Source organism: Mesorhizobium sp. Root695 (assembly GCF_001428185.1).
Lineage (GTDB): Bacteria > Pseudomonadota > Alphaproteobacteria > Rhizobiales > Rhizobiaceae > Mesorhizobium.
The window spans coordinates 50,269-66,175 of the sequence record NZ_LMHO01000020.1 but is presented as its reverse complement, the minus strand read 5'-3'; the positions used below and the strand labels follow the sequence as shown (position 1 = coordinate 66,175).

The 15,907-nt window shown below is 58.6% G+C and carries 7 protein-coding genes and 2 pseudogenes; 5 read left to right on the top strand and 4 right to left on the bottom strand.

From position 1 onward, the window contains the following. Positions 1-302 precede the first annotated feature (302 nt). Positions 303-779: a plastocyanin/azurin family copper-binding protein gene (locus ASD99_RS18190; protein ID WP_057144474.1), complete on the top strand. Its 477-nt coding sequence runs from the start codon at positions 303-305 to the stop codon at positions 777-779. Positions 780-852: 73 nt separating this feature from the next. Here the strand turns inward: ASD99_RS18190 and ASD99_RS18185 are convergent, their stop codons facing one another. After that, the gene (locus ASD99_RS18185; protein WP_244497795.1) at positions 853-1,230 is read right to left on the bottom strand and encodes a sterol desaturase family protein; all 378 of its coding nucleotides are present in this window, start codon (positions 1,228-1,230) and stop codon (positions 853-855) included. Between ASD99_RS18185 and ASD99_RS34780 the strand changes: the two genes are divergently transcribed. Together ASD99_RS34780 and ASD99_RS35475 are read left to right on the top strand one after the other, a co-directional pair. After that, a complete protein-coding gene (locus ASD99_RS34780) occupies positions 1,138-1,353 on the top strand; it encodes a hypothetical protein (protein ID WP_244497792.1) in 216 nt (71 codons plus the stop codon). The two genes, ASD99_RS18185 and ASD99_RS34780, sit on opposite strands and share 93 nt — an antisense overlap. A 174-nt stretch (positions 1,354-1,527) precedes the next feature. Beyond that, positions 1,528-2,023: pseudogene (locus ASD99_RS35475) on the top strand (transposase); the annotation flags it as partial. On the opposite strand, the pseudogene ASD99_RS34760 reads toward ASD99_RS35475, so the two are convergent. Continuing rightward, positions 2,020-2,507: pseudogene (locus ASD99_RS34760) on the bottom strand (IS110 family transposase); the annotation flags it as partial. The pseudogenes ASD99_RS35475 and ASD99_RS34760 overlap by 4 nt on opposite strands. Before the next feature lie 426 nt (positions 2,508-2,933). Between ASD99_RS34760 and ASD99_RS18175 the strand changes: the two are divergent. Further along, positions 2,934-3,452 carry a histidine kinase gene (locus tag ASD99_RS18175; protein ID WP_162256710.1) on the top strand — a complete coding sequence of 173 codons (519 nt, stop codon included), beginning with the start codon at positions 2,934-2,936 and terminating at the stop codon, positions 3,450-3,452. A gap of 54 nt (positions 3,453-3,506) precedes the next feature. Here the strand turns inward: ASD99_RS18175 and ASD99_RS18170 are convergent, their stop codons facing one another. After that, positions 3,507-5,834, bottom strand: coding sequence for a response regulator (locus ASD99_RS18170; RefSeq protein ID WP_156389013.1), 2,328 nt, complete (start codon positions 5,832-5,834; stop codon positions 3,507-3,509). A gap of 124 nt (positions 5,835-5,958) precedes the next feature. Next, positions 5,959-6,621, bottom strand: coding sequence for a response regulator (locus ASD99_RS18165; RefSeq protein ID WP_082583334.1), 663 nt, complete (start codon positions 6,619-6,621; stop codon positions 5,959-5,961). Between the two features lie 784 nt (positions 6,622-7,405). Between ASD99_RS18165 and ASD99_RS18160 the strand changes: the two genes are divergently transcribed. Beyond that, complete coding sequence (locus ASD99_RS18160) at positions 7,406-15,844, top strand: peroxidase family protein (RefSeq protein ID WP_057144470.1); 8,439 nt, start codon at positions 7,406-7,408, stop codon at positions 15,842-15,844. Positions 15,845-15,907: the final 63 nt, after the last annotated feature.

Below are 15,907 nucleotides of genomic sequence, written 5' to 3'. Positions count from 1 at the left end.
GGCGAGAACGAGAGTGCGATACATGATGGCTCCATTCGGAAGGTTGCGCGAGGATGTCGCGCCTGTGGGTGGGATTTCGATCGGTCCTGTCCGACGGCGAATTCACCGTCATCGTTGCGGCATAATCAATCCAACCTGACAACTGGCTGACAACGGCATCCGCGCCGCAGATGGGCCGCCCATCCAAATTTTCACTGTCAGCTTGTTGTCAGCCTGGCTGTTCTAGCCGAGTGCCGCGACCACGAATCATTCCCCAATTAGTCCTTGCGGGGTCGCCGCAAGCGATCTGGAGCCTTTCGAACATGCAGCCCTTCAAGACTGGACTGGTCCTCGTCCTACTAGCCGCGTCGGCACCCGCCTTCGCCAACACGATCGTAAACGTCAAGCTGTGGGACAAGGATGGCGTCGCGAACCCCGATGCAAAGATGGGAATGGGCATGCCGGCGAACATGAGCATGGCAACCATGAGGATCAAGCTGGACCAGACCGTCGTATCTGCAGGCAAGGTGACCTTCGAGGTTCAGAACAGCTCCAAGGACACGGTCCATGAAATGATCGTGGCGCCGGTGAGCGACGCCAAAAGGACAACGCTGCCCTATGTGCCGAATGAAAACCGCGTCAACGAGGATGAGGCAGGCCATCTCGGTGAAGTCTCCGAGCTTGATCCGGGCAAGGCCGGATCACTGACGCTCGACCTCAAGCCAGGCAATTATGCCGTCTTTTGCAACATTCCCGGCCACTTCATGAACGGAATGTGGGCGACCATCCTGGTCAAGTAGGCCGTGATTTGATGAGCCACCCGCCGCGCCAAAGGAGCGGCGGGTTTTTTGGTTTCGTGCCCGATGTCAGCTGTCAGGCTTCGGTGCTCGGCGCGGCTCGATTCAATAGCTTCCTGCGGGGCAGGAGCGGATAGCCGATCTGGCCGAAATAGGTGGACGGGATCGGATCGTCGACGCCGTACTTCTCCAGCACCTTGTCGCCGGTGACATTGTACTTGCCGAACAGCACGTCGAGGACAGGCAACTGCCCGGCGAAGTTCTTGTCATAGGCTTCGCGCTGGTTGGCATAATGCCAGTGATGGAACTGCGGGCTGGCGATCAGCCACCTCAAAGGGCCGAACGGAATCTGCACGTTTGAATGAACAAGCAGCGTGTACCCAAAGTAGATAATCGAAAAGACGGCGATCGAGGCTTCGAAGAAGCCAAGGAAAAAGATCGGCGTCAGCGATATTGCCTTTGTGAGGATGGCGTCGACCGGGTGGTTGTGGAAAGCCTCGAGCCAGTAGAGGCGCCGGCAAACGCGGGTCGTGGGCGGAAACGCGCGGCGCTCGAGCAGAAATTATCAAGCGCTTGATTCTATTGATATTTCTTCGGTTTATGGCGGAGGAAGTGGGTTTCGATTTTACCACGCTACTTGCGGAACATTGCCTTCCAAGCGAGGGCGATGATCGCCGTCTTCTTGTACCGGCCACCATTCTGGATGACTCGCGCCCTGAACCACTGACTGAGCGCGGAATTGGGTTGATGGCGGAAGGCGTTGACGAACGAGCGGATCAGGCACGTCAACAGGATAAGGGGCCTTTTGTTCAGCCAGGGCGTGTCCGGATACGAACCGTTGAGAGAAGATCGACGCAAATGCCTCGACGCGCTCATTACCGGAGATGGGCGTCCACTGCCGCCAGCGCTCATGGCGCAGATCAGCCGCGAGCTCGATCGCATCGAGTTGCTGATCCAGCAGATCAAGGATGTTGAAGAGGCACGCGACGCCTTGCTTGTCGTGGCAGATGAGCCAACACCGGCCCTGCTGCTCAGGCCTCAAGGGAATAGGTCCGGATTTCGCGGCCGTCCTGTGGTCCGAGGGATTGTCGCGCAAGTTTGACAATCGACGACAGGTTGCCGCCTACGCTGGTTTGGTGCCAACGCCCTGGCAAAGTGGGCAGATTAATTGCGAGCAGGGAGTCTCGAAGTCCGGCAATCCCCGGCTCCGGTCGACGCTTGTCCAGGTTGCGTGGCTGTGGGTACGCTCCCGCACCAACCGGCGACGGTCTTCCTCCTCCGGCGTTGGCACTCGCAACATCGCGCAAACCTGAGGCTCGCCGCGGTTGTAGGCCAACAACGCTTGAACCAGTGCTCCCCGTCAATCCTGTCGGTCTTGGCCCGCCGACGGCGACGCGATGTGGCAATGGATGCCGGGTCGACGACATAACTCTCGATGCCTTCGCGTTCGAGGACCCGATGTATCCAGAATCCATCCAGACCGGCTTCCTGGATTGATATGACCCGGAAACTCTGTCCTGTCCGCACTTCCGCCTTTCGTTGCAGCTCTGCGAAGTGATCGAGCAAACCCGCAATGTCGCCCCCCGACGCGATGTGTCTCGACATTCTCTCGCCCCCGCCTGGCGAAAGCGAGGTCACGAGCCATTTTGAACGACACAGTTCTAACGAGACAAATATTGCCGCAAGATCGACGCGGATAGCGGCCGGGGCTTTGGTGGTGTTGGCTTGCATGCTGACCTCCAGGTGATGTTTGGCGACTTCACTCTGACAGAGCGCTGGCCGCCTTCCATCCCCATAGGATCTTCAGCAATTTAGGCCGTTCAGAACGCAATCTGCGATACTGAAAGCGGACATAACTCTATTCGAATATCATGATAGCGCTAGCACCTGACTTCCAAAAAAGAAGATAGCCGGCGAATCGAGGACCAAACGCTAATGGTCAGCGACGCCTACCCGGTCCATGGACGAGCTTTAGGAAGCGACTTGCTTGACCTGATCGCTGGGCCGGCTGGAACTTTTCATTTGCCCAATCGATTGTGTTGGCCTTTGTCATAAGGGCCTCCGTCGGTTCGGCGGTGATCTAAACCATCAGCGTTGCTACTTGGGAGCATACGTAGAAGAGTTGTGCTCGGTTCGATGGTCCGTGTGAGGAAAGACATGCTTGAAAATAGTATTGGAAAAAAGATTCGCCTGACTCGGCATTTTTTCCTGCTTGTCGCTGTCGTTTCGATCGTAATGGTAACGCTCGCTTGGTGGATCGATCAATGTGTCACAGTCACAGCTCCGGGGGCAGCGGGTGGGGATGCAGCCCCCAGCAGAATTCAAGCGGTCGTAGCAATTGCACTCGCGTGGGCGATCGTTCTGAGTGCGCTCGTTCTGGCCTTCCGAGGCCACGACATAATCGGTGGGTTTAGAAACCCTCGACCCGATAGCCTAAACCAAAAAGAGATCGGCCAGCGCATCCACGATGGCCCAGCACAAATGCTCACCTTCGTGATGCTGCGCCTCGACGAGCTCGACGACCTGTTGCGGCCTACAGAAGGCACGACGGAAAGGGAGGCCAGACAGATCATTCAGGACTTGAAGTCAGCGAGCCTCGACGCGCTGAACGATCTAAGGCAGATTTCGCGGCAGCTGACACTGACAATCCTGAGTCCGGGGAGCGCCGACCAGTAGGGATTGGCCAAGCGATGCCCAGGCGCTGGCGGAGCGAATACGGCATAGACTGCGCTATTCCGCCGCCGGCGCCAGAGCTGCGTTTTTGCCCGTCGCGTCGAGATTAATTCCCAAGACGCGAAAGAGCTGTTCCCGTTTGAAGGGCTTGCTCAAGAAATCGTCCATTCCTGCCTGCAGGCATGCATCGCGGTCGCTGGAATATGCGCTGGCCGTCAAGGCAACTATGCGAACTCGGCGACGTTCGGCAACCGACGTCGCCTCAATCTCCCGGATCCTCGACGCGGCACGAATGCCGTCAAGCTTGGGCATCGAGCAGTCCATCAGAATTGCGTCAAAACTGGTTTGTCGAGCTGCGGCGACCGCTTCCTCGCCATTGCTGGCCACTTGCACCAAGCAGCCAACCTGCCGAAGCGTTTCCTCGAGAAGTCCGCGGACACGTTCATTGTCTTCCGCTAAAAGGATGCGTATCCCCGGACTTGCCACCGTCGAAGGGTTCCACTTCGTCACCGGCAAGTTGGGTTCTGCGTGTGCCGCGGCGACTGTGTCCGCAGGTTCGGTGGCGATGGAGAACCGGAAGTGAGCGCCATGCGGATGAGCCTCGCTGACCTCGATAGTGCCGCCGAGCCGCTCCACAAGTTGGCGGCTGATCGCTAGCCCGAGCCCGGCCCCGTCCGAATTGGCACCGCGATAGAATTCCTGGAAGATGTGTTCGCGATCATCTTCCGCAATGCCCGAACCCGTGTCCACTACGTCGAAGGCGAGAACCCCCGATGGATCACTGCCAACCCGGACAATCACTCCGCCGGCCTGGGTATGTTTGAGAGCGTTCGCGATCAGGTTTACCAGGATCTGGCGAATGCGCGCCGGATCAGAGCGGCAAAGGGCGTGCGTGGTCGGGGCGCATTCGACGGCTATGTTCAGACCCTTGCGGTCGGCGACCGCCCGCATCATGTCACACGTTTCCGAGACCAAAACCGAAGGCGCGAATTCGACCGAATTGATGTTCAGCCTGCCGTCCTCGATCGCTGAAAGGTCGAGCACTTGGTTGACGATGTCGAGCAATGTCTGGCTGGCGTGGTCGATGATCTCAAGTTTGGCCCGCGCACGCCGGTCAGGCCGGCTGGATCTCAGCAACTCCGCCGCACTGACGATCGCATGCATAGGCGTCCTGATCTCGTGGCTGACGCGGGCGAGAAACTGGGTTTTTGCTGAACTTGCCTCCTCGGCAATTTTTTTGGCGCTGGCCAGCTCGGCCGTGCGTTCCTCAATGCGCAATGCCAAATCTCGATTGTGCCTTTCCACCGTCGAGCCTCGATGAGCAAGCCACCGGAGCGCGGTAGCCAGCGCCAGGCTCCCCAAAATCAGGATGATGACCTCGGTGCGGAAACGCTCATTGATCGACTGAACGGCGGGGGATTCCAGAAACACCGCCCTCGGCACCGCAGACCAAAGGCTCCACCCTCCCGCCACATCTGGAAAATCGAGCGGAGTCGAGCTGGCATAGGCGACGGTGTCGGGACCCGGTTCGGCTCGCGGCGAGATCTCCTTCCAAAGATGGCCGTCATGGGCACCCCTGTAGAAACCGAGTCTGTCATTGCCAAGTGCATAGCCATCATTTGGTAGAACTTCAGTGATTACGTCGGACAGGACAACCGCCGTAACTATGCCGCGCAGTTCCCCGTCAAACCCGAAGAATGGGACCGAATAAACTAGACCCTTTCGGTCGCCGTCATCAGGCATCGTAGGCGAATAGTGCGTATTGTCGCACGTAATTACTTCTCCGCTGACAATTGCTGGATAATTAAGATCGGAAATCAAACTCTCTATTTTATATATTTTTGCCAAATAGTCCAACTGAAGTTTCATGACTCGATATTCAAATTTCTCAACTTCTTCTATTCTTCTTCTCTCTAGAGAAGCTGCACGCGACGGAGTCTGGTCGGCATTCTTGCCAACTATCAATTCGTCGAATGTCATCAACGGCGCTTCTGGCGTGGTCGGGTCGCTGTCGATGCGATCCGGATCGAAATTGGCTGGCACTATGTAGAGTTCCGAAACCGAAAGATTTTCCGCCAGATTGTTGTAGATTTCCTGGGCGCTCACCCTTGCATCCTCGTGCAAGGAATGAGACTCCGAATTCAGCGCTCGCACGGTCGGCAAGCGGGCGATGGTGCGAATGCCCTGGTACATCTGGCGAAAGCCGGCCTCGATGTCGACAGCAACCGCCTGACTCTTGGCCCGACTCTCCGCCTGGAATGCGCGCTTCGCGGCTTCGAGGTCCATTTCCCTGGCGGTGCTGAACTGGAACCAAAGGAGGCAGCCGATCGCGAGCAGCAGCAGGTAGCCACCCAACTCGATCCAGGGGAGGCGCGCGTCGCGCATTTGTCTCAGGCTCCTCACCGCAGGCCTTCGTTCGCCTGGCAACTCGCCGAAAAACTTGGATGACGCCTCACCGTTTGGCAGCGAATATCGAAACAGCGCCACGTCGATCGGAGTCCCCGAAGCGTCAATTCCCCAGAGACAAGGTTGCGCCGCGCAGCTTTTGCGCCGCGATTACCGCTGAAACGCGGTTTGTGACCCCATACTTCTGCAGAATGGCTGACATATAGTATTTGACGGTCTTTTCACTGATCTCCAGCTTCTCCCCAATCTCTCGATTGGTGAGACCTTCCTCGACGGCTTTCATGATTTGAGCTTCGCGGTGGGTAAGCTGGTCGATGGAAGAAGCATGCTGGACGTTCAACTGTGCGGCCTGCAGCAGTTTTGTTGCAAATTCCGGTGAAACGAACGACTCTTCGTTGGCCACCGTCCACATCGCCTTCTTAAGGTCGCCAGCGCTCACGCCCTTGAGCACATAGCCTTTGGCGCCCGCGTTCAAAGCGGCGATGGCGGTGGTTGCCAAATCGCAAACTGTCAAGATCATGCATCGGACGGAAGGCACCTGCACGACGATACGCTTCAAGGCCTCCATGCCGCCGCCTGGAATCGCGAGATCGAGAAGCATGATCTGCGGCCGCCATCGTTCGGCAATTTCCAACGCTTCACGCGCGGTGCTGCCCTCGGCCACCAAATTGAACCCAGCTTCGCCTGAAATGACCGCGTTCAGGCCACTTCGAACGATCGGATGATCGTCGACAACGGCAATTGAAACCCTTTCCAACTCGCCCACGCCCTTACCCCCAACGCATGCACAAGCGTATTGCTACGCCTGCAAGCAACTAGACCCTGCATTGAAACCCCAACAGCCTCAAGCACCCACATTGTATGTTAGGCTTTACTCAAATAAATGTCAATGCAGGTCAATTTCAGTTAGTTTTTCGATTTATAAATAGCATCTGTTGCAAATATCGTTATATATATCTTCGCAACAACTAGACACAAAATTGGCTCAATATGTATTATTGGAAAAAAATATAAGCACTTAAATCCCAATGTGTCTGTCATGGCGGCGATCTGTGCCGAAGAGTGATGATCGTGGTTAAATTAACTATCCGATCGAATCGCCAATACGGCCGCTTTATGGGGCGGCGTGAGCATTGAACCCAAGCGTCTGAGCTGCGACTTTAGGCTACGGGCTGGCCTCGAACTAAACCGATTGCGCGTGCGGCGTCGTCATCACCAGTAAGCGAGTTGCCGTCCGCTACGGTAACTGAGCGACGCCGCGACTCTCTCGCAGGTGCGTGAGTTCTAGGCAAAAGTCAGGCATAAACCCCGACTTTGGTCTGGTTCGAAGCCAGACCTAATGCTCGAAAAATCCCGCAAAGGTCTAGCGAATTCGCTCGACCTCGGATGATGGCAAATGTTTGTCACTACGACATCCTTAAGGAAGAGTTAAGGTCGGGTGCCGGGACTGAGCTTCAAATAGTGTGTGGCCAATTTCCTCGCAAGACCGACAGATCAAATAGCGCTGACTGTTCCCGGTATCGTCGGGCGCACAAGTGAGGAGAAGTGCCATGGCCTACACGCTCAAGCCGTTCGTGATCAACCAGACGGACATCCAGTTCATTCTGGACCAGTTGAACTTTCTTCCTCTGTTCGACCAGCAAGGCAATGCGATCATCAATTGGGACGGCACAGGTACGGTCTACAATTCCACGCACGTCGCCTATGCAAATCTTGGTAGCGTCAGCGCCAATATCGCAGCCTATGGCACCTCGTACCAGTCGGTCACTGACCTCGTAGGATTGCGCGACGTCACTGGGCTCAACAATAACCTGTCGCTCATCAACGCCGAGTGGGGCGCTGTCGACCAGATCTTCACGCGGTCGGCTGCCGCGGACTACGCCAACTATTCGTCAATCATGCAGGCAGTGGCTGATTATGCTTATGCCGCAGCGAAGCAATACTACGGAAAGTACAGCGACGGCAGCGCGACGGACGGAACCCCGACCGGAACTTTTAATGCGAGCGGCACCGCGAATACGGATTATGCCGTGACGCTGGATGGTACCGCGACTGTGCAACCTGGCGATTCTCATGCAACGGATGGCACCGCGATCAACATTCCCAACGTCATCGATTACACGCCGCGCATGATCAGCCTTGCGACGACGACCGCTGGCGTAACGTACGACACATGGGCCAATCACGCGTCCGATCCCGCAGCCACCAACCACACGCCGAATGAAATCTATTATGATCCCAATGGCGTTGCCACGGTCCTCGACTGGGGCCAATTGGCCACCGTCGCCGACGGCGGTCTCGGTCAGGTTGACCCGCAGGCGCGGCTTGCCGCGTCAGCCGGCCAGGATGATCACTTCATTGGTGCCCTGAACCCTGGTGTGTCGCCGTCTAACGGCTTTTTCGTACTGTTCGGCCAGTTCTTCGACCATGGCCTCGACTTCATCGACAAGTCATCCGGCGCGACAATCAAGATCGCGCTTGCGACCGACGATCCGCTCTATGGCATGGCCGGCCCGGACGGGCAGCCTGTGCACGAGATCACCATCAGCCGCGCCACGGTGCAGACCGTCGATGGAAATGGTCCAGAATATGTCAACCACACCTCGCCGTTCATCGACCAGAGCCAAACCTATGGCTCGCACGAGCAACTGACGAACCTGCTGCGCGAATGGGTGCCGGATCCGACGACTGCCTCAACAACGGACTTCCATGCAGGGATGAATCTGTTCGACGGTACGACGCTGGCGACCGCGTGGACGAAGGCCGACGGGACCTCGACAAACGACACGCTGCCGACGCTCGACGAGCTCCGGGCCCATGTCGAAGCGACCGGGCGAGATGCCCTGACCTGGGAAGATGTGTCCAATCTACGTAATCGCGACGCAAGCGGACATGTGATTGCGGGCACGAGCGGCTCGGCTCTGCTGCTCGACATGAACCCCCGCTTCGACGCTGGCCATTTGCACGGCTTCTACGACACCAATGGTGATGGCGTCCAAGGCGTCGGCGAGGCTAGCTACGGCAACTCCGCGCAGTCGGCCAAGGTCGATGCCGCGATCGCGACGATCAATGCCAACGTCAAAAGCACGTTTGGTGCCAATTCATCCTTTGCCATCGATCCCGCGACACACAAGCTCACGCTCTACATGGAAAATCTGCCGTTGGGTTCCCCGCCGGGAACGCCCCATACGCTTTCGGGTGCCAATGCGCTGTATCCCTTCGTGAACTTTGCGGATTTCAGCATCACGGCGCCTGCAGGCGCGGTGCACGATGCTGTGGGTGAGATCCTGCTGGCGTCCGTTGGTGACCACTATGTCGCGGGCGACGGCCGCGTGAATGAGAATTTCGGTCTCACCTCGATCCATCACATCTTCCACGAGGAGCATAACTATCAGGTGCAGAACCTGATAGACGCATTGCATCGGCAAGATGTTGTCTCGGGCGATCCGACCCACGCCAGCCTGCATGATTTTCAGATCGACACGGGTCAAATGAATGCGGCTGGAGATTTCGTCTATGCCGACAACAGCATCGCCTGGGACCAGGATAAAGTTTTCAACGGGGCCAAACTGGTCGTCGAAATGGAATATCAGCACACGGCGGTCGACCAATATGCCCGCAACGTGACGCCCAATATCCAGGAATTTGTTGGATATTCGTCAAGTGTCAATTCCGCGGTCTCGCTGGAGTATTCTCAGGCAGCATTCCGCTTCGGTCACTCGACCCTGCGCGAGACGATCGACACCATCGATCCGACTCACGGACTGACCGGCAAGATCATGGGCTACGCGCTGAAGGAGGCGTTCCTCAGCCCGGAAAAATACGCGGACATCGGTCCAGCCGCCATCGCGCTCGGCATGACGCATCAGCAGATGAACGAGGTTGACGAATTCATCACCCCGGCCCTCAACCAGGGGCTGCTTGGGCAGCCGCTTGATCTCGCCGCCATCAACATTGCCCGTGGTCGCGATGTTGGCATCCCCACGTTGAATGATTTCCGCGAAGCCGTCGGGCTGGCTCGCTACGTCAGTTGGAACGATTTCGGACAGAACATGCAGCACCCGACTTCGCTGGCAAATTTCATTGCTGCTTATGCGTTCGACGGTGACCTCGCGAAGGCGCAGGCGATCCTGGGCATTGTTGACGGCACCGTAGCTGTCGGTACGCTGGGCTTCACCCTAGAGCAGGCATACGGCTTCCTGAACGGGGATGAAGCCGTCGGCGGCGCCGGTACTCTAGGCTTCAACCAGATCGACACCTGGCTTGGGGGGCTCGCCGAGATCCATCAGCCTGGCGGTCTGCTCGGCGAGACCTTCGACAAGGTGTTCGTCAACCAGATCGAATCGCTGATGGACGGAGACCGCTTCTATTATCTGTTCCGCCTGGCCGGTCAGCAGTTTGCCGAAGAAGTCGGCAATGGCCAGTTCAAGGATATCGTCGAGCGCAATACCGGGCTCGCGCACCTCAACGGCAACATCTTTGGATATGCCGATCAGTATGTCGATCTCGGCGCCAACAAGGAGGTCGTGGCAACGGGCGCCGAAGCTCTAACCACCGGCAATGAGCACAAATATGGAGACATTGCCGCAGTCGCTGACGGAACCATGGGCGTGTACTCCAATGGTGGCCGCGGGAATCTCAACGACGGCCATGTGGTGACCATCGGTGGCGTACAGTATGTCCAGGACACCCGGCTGGCGAACGGCACCCAATTCCAAGTGAATCCCATCAACGCCGCCTTCGAGGCTGACTCGCTTGCCACGGGTACGCCGGGCGTAATTCAGAACGTGCTCGGAAATTACACGGTAGCCAATCCGAGCAATTGGACGATCACCGGTGGCGTTGGCGGCCTGTTCGCACCGGTCAACTCTATCAGCAATCCCGCCGGCCATGGCGGCGGCAATGTTGTCTGGTTGCATAGCGGGGCAATCCTGTCCCAGGACACAGGCCAGATCCTGACAGCGGGTCAGACCTTCAGCCTTGGTCTCAATGTGGGCGACCGGACGGACCTGGCCTGGCCCGGCGGCGAAGTTCGCCTGATCGCGACAGACGGCGTGACCACTCACGTGCTGAATTCACTGGCCTTGCCGACACCGGCCAACGGTGCATGGTCGCATGTGACATTGGACACTGGCACGATTGACCCCGCCTATGCGGGTTTCCATCTGCGGATCGAGGTGCAGCAAAACTCGGCCGGCGGCAGCCAGCAGATTCTGGTCGATGACATCCAGTTGACCACCGGATCAGTGGTCTTCAACGATGGCGTCAACCTCGATGGCACGCCCAATTCGGGTGCGGAGTCGAACGAGATCATCGTCGGCACCATGGGCAACGACCTGATCTACGCACAAGGCGGCGATGACACAGTCTATGGCGATGGCGGCAACGACACCATGTACGGCGGCTACGGTATTGATCGGCTCTACGGTGGCGATGGCAGCGACCACATGTATGGCGGCGACAACCCCGACCTGATGGACGGCGGATCCGGCGACGACTTTCTCTACGGCGAGTCCAGCGGCTCCGACATCAACGGCAACGATCAGGTGATCGGTGGTTCGGGCAACGACTTCATCTCCGGCGGCATTGGCATCGACAAGCTGTCCGGCGGCACCGGTGACGATCGCATCTACGGTGATCAGGACACCGATCCGTTCACCCATGGCAGTGACGGCAACGACTATGTCGACGGCGGCAGTGGCGGCGATATTCTTTACGGCGACAATGGCGATGACGTTCTGGTTGGAGGTGGCGACCAGGATCAGATGTTCGGCGGCAATGGTGATGACATCATCCGTCCCGGTGACACCACCGGAGCCCTCACAATCGGCACCGACGAGGTGCTCGGCGGAGACGGCGTCGTCGACGAGGGTGACAAGCCGGGCACGCTGGGTTTCGACCTGATCGACTTCAGCGACAATGCTGTCCGCCCCGGTGGTGTGACATTCATCCTGGCTGACCAGCAGAACCCAGCCGTCAACGTCAACGGCATTCCAAAGCAGATCGCCGCGTTCCAGACTGAGGGCCTGATCGGCTCGGCCGGCGACGACACGCTGACCGGCGACTCGGCCGGTGACGCGGGCCTCGCCAATGCCGCCCTCGACAAGGGCGAGAACTGGCTCGTTGGTGGATCGGGCAACGACATCCTCACAGGCGCAGGCGGCAACGACCTCATCGTCGGCGGCTCGATCCGGCTCGATACGCTGATCGGTAAATACGTGGATGCCGCCGGCCATCTGTCGACCTATGACCATAACAACAACAACGGCGGTTCAACGGCGGCGCTGCAGCTTCAGGACGCTCAATACCAAGGTGCCTCGCATCGCGTTGCGTACACCGACACATTGTCCGGGGGCTTGCTCACAGGCGCAGGGTTCGAGAGGCACTTCACTGAATTGTTGCGCACAGAAATGTTCAAGGACACGGTGCTCGGCGATGGCGGCATCGATGGTCTCGGCGATACGGCGGTATTCACAGGCAATCTGTCTGATTATACACTTACAGCCGTGGACGCGCTCGGCGCAGTCGTCGTCAACCCTCACGCCAACTGGGCAAGCGTTGCGGCGATCAAGGTCGCCGACCACCGCGATCCGTTGGCTACGGATGCCAACGGTCAGCTCATTCCGACCGATGGCACCGATCTGGTGATCGGCGTGGAAAATTTCAAATTCGCGGACCAGACCATCAATCCAGCAACGTACTTCGACAAAGCGCCGACACTGGATTTGAATTACGTGCCAATCGCCCGCAACACGCTCGATGCGTTCGGTTCGAACAATAATGCCTACGGCCAGAACAACGGCAATGTGAACTGGAATGGCAGCTGGCAGGAATCGAACGATGGTAACAATCCCTCGTCGAACAGCGGCCAGATCACCAGGAGCACCAGCAATGGCGGAGTCCTGCAGTTCGGCAGCGGCGATGGTGCCGAGATCACACGTGGCGTTGGCCAGAGCGCGGCAACGGCGACAAGTATCGCTTTCGATCTCCAGGCCAAGAACGGCATAGGTGCCAACGAGACGCTGGCGTTGCAGTACAGTTCCGATGGGACGAATTTCGTCACGATCGCGACCTACGGCAGTGCAGACGCAACGGGCACGAAGACCATCAGTCTGGCCGGTCAGACCATGACTGCGGACTCCGAAATCCGCTTCGCGGTCACGAGCCTGAACAACGGCGACTACTTCCGGGTCGACAATGTTCGCGTCAATTTTGTTGGAGACTCGGCCCAGGGCAACAACAACACGGCTTCCTACACCGAGCGATCGGCCACGGGTGCGCCCCTCACCACCTTGCCTCACATCACCGATGCCGATGATACAAATCTCCAGTCGGCCAAGATCGTTCTCACGGACGCGATCGCGGGAGATCAGTTGAATATTGGTGCGGTCCCGGCAACGATCACCGCTGCGCTAAGTGCCGACAAGCACATGGTGACCCTGAATGGCGCCGCTTCGACCGCCGACTACGAACTGGCGCTGAAGGCGATCACCTATACCAATCCGACCAACCAAAACCCGACCGTCTACAATACTGACACGACGCGCCATATCGACGTTACGGTGAGCGACGGCCTCAAGGACAGCCCGGTCGCGACCACGACGGTGGCGATCACGGCCATCGCTGATCCGACTGTCGCCGGTAACGATACCATCATTACCAACGCTGGAACGACGACATTCGCCGTCCCGGACGCGGCACTGCTGGCCAACGATGTCGACTCCGATACGGTCCTGACGATCTCAGGCACGTCGAACAACAGCGGCGTTACGTCCTCTCACTCGAACGGCAGCCAGTCGGTCACTGTCAACGACGCAAATCCTTTAGGCGGCTCGTTCCACTACACCGTCAACGGACAGAGCCCGACCGTCACCGTCATCAACCAGAACGGCGGGAACATCGCCGGCACAAGCGCTTCCGAGATTATCGTCGATAGCGATGCCGCCCACACCATCACCGGCAACGGTGGCAACGACTTCGTCTTCGGCAACGGCGGTAACGACATCGTCGTCACCGGCAGCGGCAACGACAACATTTCCGGCGGCCAGGGTAACGACACCGTCGCTGCCGGTGCCGGCAACGACACCGTCGTCTGGAACGCCAATACCGGCAACAACAACACGCCGACTGACGGTCGCGATTTCGTCGATGGCGGAACAACCTCACTCGTCTCGGGTCGCGACACGGGCTCGGACTCCTTCGTCGTCAACGGACGCCCCGGGTCCACCGAAACTTTCGCGATCTATTCCAACGCCGACGACTGGGACAACAATGCAGCCAACGGCATCGTCAGCAGCGCTGCCCACGCCGGCTTCGCCGGCCTGAACGCCAACACGGAGATTGTGATCGCGCGCAATGGCACCATTATTGTTGAGCTCGACAACATCGAGGAAATCACCGTTAACGCGCTCAACACCACCGCGAACAACGGCAACAATCCCAATGCGCCCGATAGCGGGACGAGCGGAGGCGACACGATCCAGGTGGTTGGCAATTTCACCGCCACCAGCCTCAACTATTCGACCATCCACATCAACGGCGGCGATGGTGACGACACGGTCGACATCTCTGGCCTGACGTCCGACCATCGTATCGTCTTCCACGGCGCCGGCGGAACCAACCACGTCGTTGGCGACCTGCGTCCCCAGGACGTCGTCGACAATGCTGCGCCTGCCAACGGAAATGCGCCTGCCGGCGGGGGTGCGCCTGGTAACGGAGGCGACACCTCTCAAGGTGGCGATGACGAGGACGACGACGACAACGAGCACCAGAACCGTGCGCCGGTTCTAAACGGACCGATCGTGCTGCCCTCGCTAGGCGCAAACACGCCGATGCTGATCGCCGCGGCAATGCTTCTGGCTGGAGCCTCGGACGCCGACGGCGACTCGCTGACAGTGACCAACCTCACGGCGTCCTCGGGTTCTGTCACCGAGGGACCCGACGGCTGGACCTTCACACCCGCCACTGACGACACCAGCCAGGTGAGCTTCAGCTACGACATAAGCGATGGCCACGCTTCCGTTCACCAAACCGCTTCGCTGGACCTGACGGCAGCTGCCGCGGGAGAAAGTGACGGCGCGGATGCGCCGGTGTCGGGAGGCGACGCCCATCTCGGCACTGATGGTGCCGATGTCATGGTCGGTGGACCCGATGCGGACGTGCTGAGCGGTGGCCAGGGCGATGACGTCATTTTGGGCAACAGCGGCGCAGACACCCTGCTTGGCGGTGCCGGAGACGACCTGATCAAGGCTGGCGCAGGCGACGACGTCGTCTTCGGTGGCGCCGGCAACGACGATATTTTTGGTGGCGCTGGGCATGACATGATCTTCGGCGACGGCGGCAACGACCGGATATTTGCCGACGAGGGCAACGACGTCATCGAAGGCGGAGCTGGCAACGACACCGTCTATGCCGGCACTGGCGACGATCACATCATCGCCAACGTTGGCGACGGAGACGACGTCTACTGGGGCGAGGATGGGCAGGATACGCTCGACTACTCCGCCATCGGCGCCAGCTTGACGATCGATCTGGGTAATGGATTGCTGCATCACGGCAGTGTCTCGAGCGCGCAAAGCGGCCAGGATACGGTGTTCGGCTTTGAAAACGTGATCGCCGGTTCAGGCGATGACACGATCATGGCCAACGCCGCCGTCAATACCATGGATGGAGGGCTTGGCAGCGATACCTTCGTATTCGCGTCAGCAGCCGATGCCAACGGCGATACGATCGTTGGCTTGCAGCCGGGCGACAAGATTGATCTGTCAATGATCGATGCCGACACGAGTGCCGCGGGTCACCAGTCCTTCGTCCTATTTGCCGGAGCCGGGTTCACTTCGGCGGGCCAAGTCATGGTCAGCTATCAGACCGCGGCGGACGGCGAACACACGCTGGTTACGGGTGAGATCAACGGAGACGGTGCAGCCGACTTCAGCATCGACGTTGCCGGTCACCACGACCTGGATGGAACCTCGTTCAAGTTTGCCTGAACGTGAACGTGCCAGCCGCCGAGTAGAGGAACCCCTCGGCGGCCGCTGAAACCCGCAAACTTA

Coding starts and splice junctions, on each gene's coding strand:
- ASD99_RS34780 (WP_244497792.1), top strand. CDS start 1,138: ATGAACAAGCAGCGTGTACCCAAAGTAGATAATCGAAAAGACGGCGAT.
- ASD99_RS18175 (WP_162256710.1), top strand. CDS start 2,934: ATGCTTGAAAATAGTATTGGAAAAAAGATTCGCCTGACTCGGCATTTT.
- ASD99_RS18190 (WP_057144474.1), top strand. CDS start 303: ATGCAGCCCTTCAAGACTGGACTGGTCCTCGTCCTACTAGCCGCGTCG.
- ASD99_RS18160 (WP_057144470.1), top strand. CDS start 7,406: ATGGCCTACACGCTCAAGCCGTTCGTGATCAACCAGACGGACATCCAG.
- ASD99_RS18170 (WP_156389013.1), bottom strand. CDS start 5,834: ATGCGCGACGCGCGCCTCCCCTGGATCGAGTTGGGTGGCTACCTGCTG.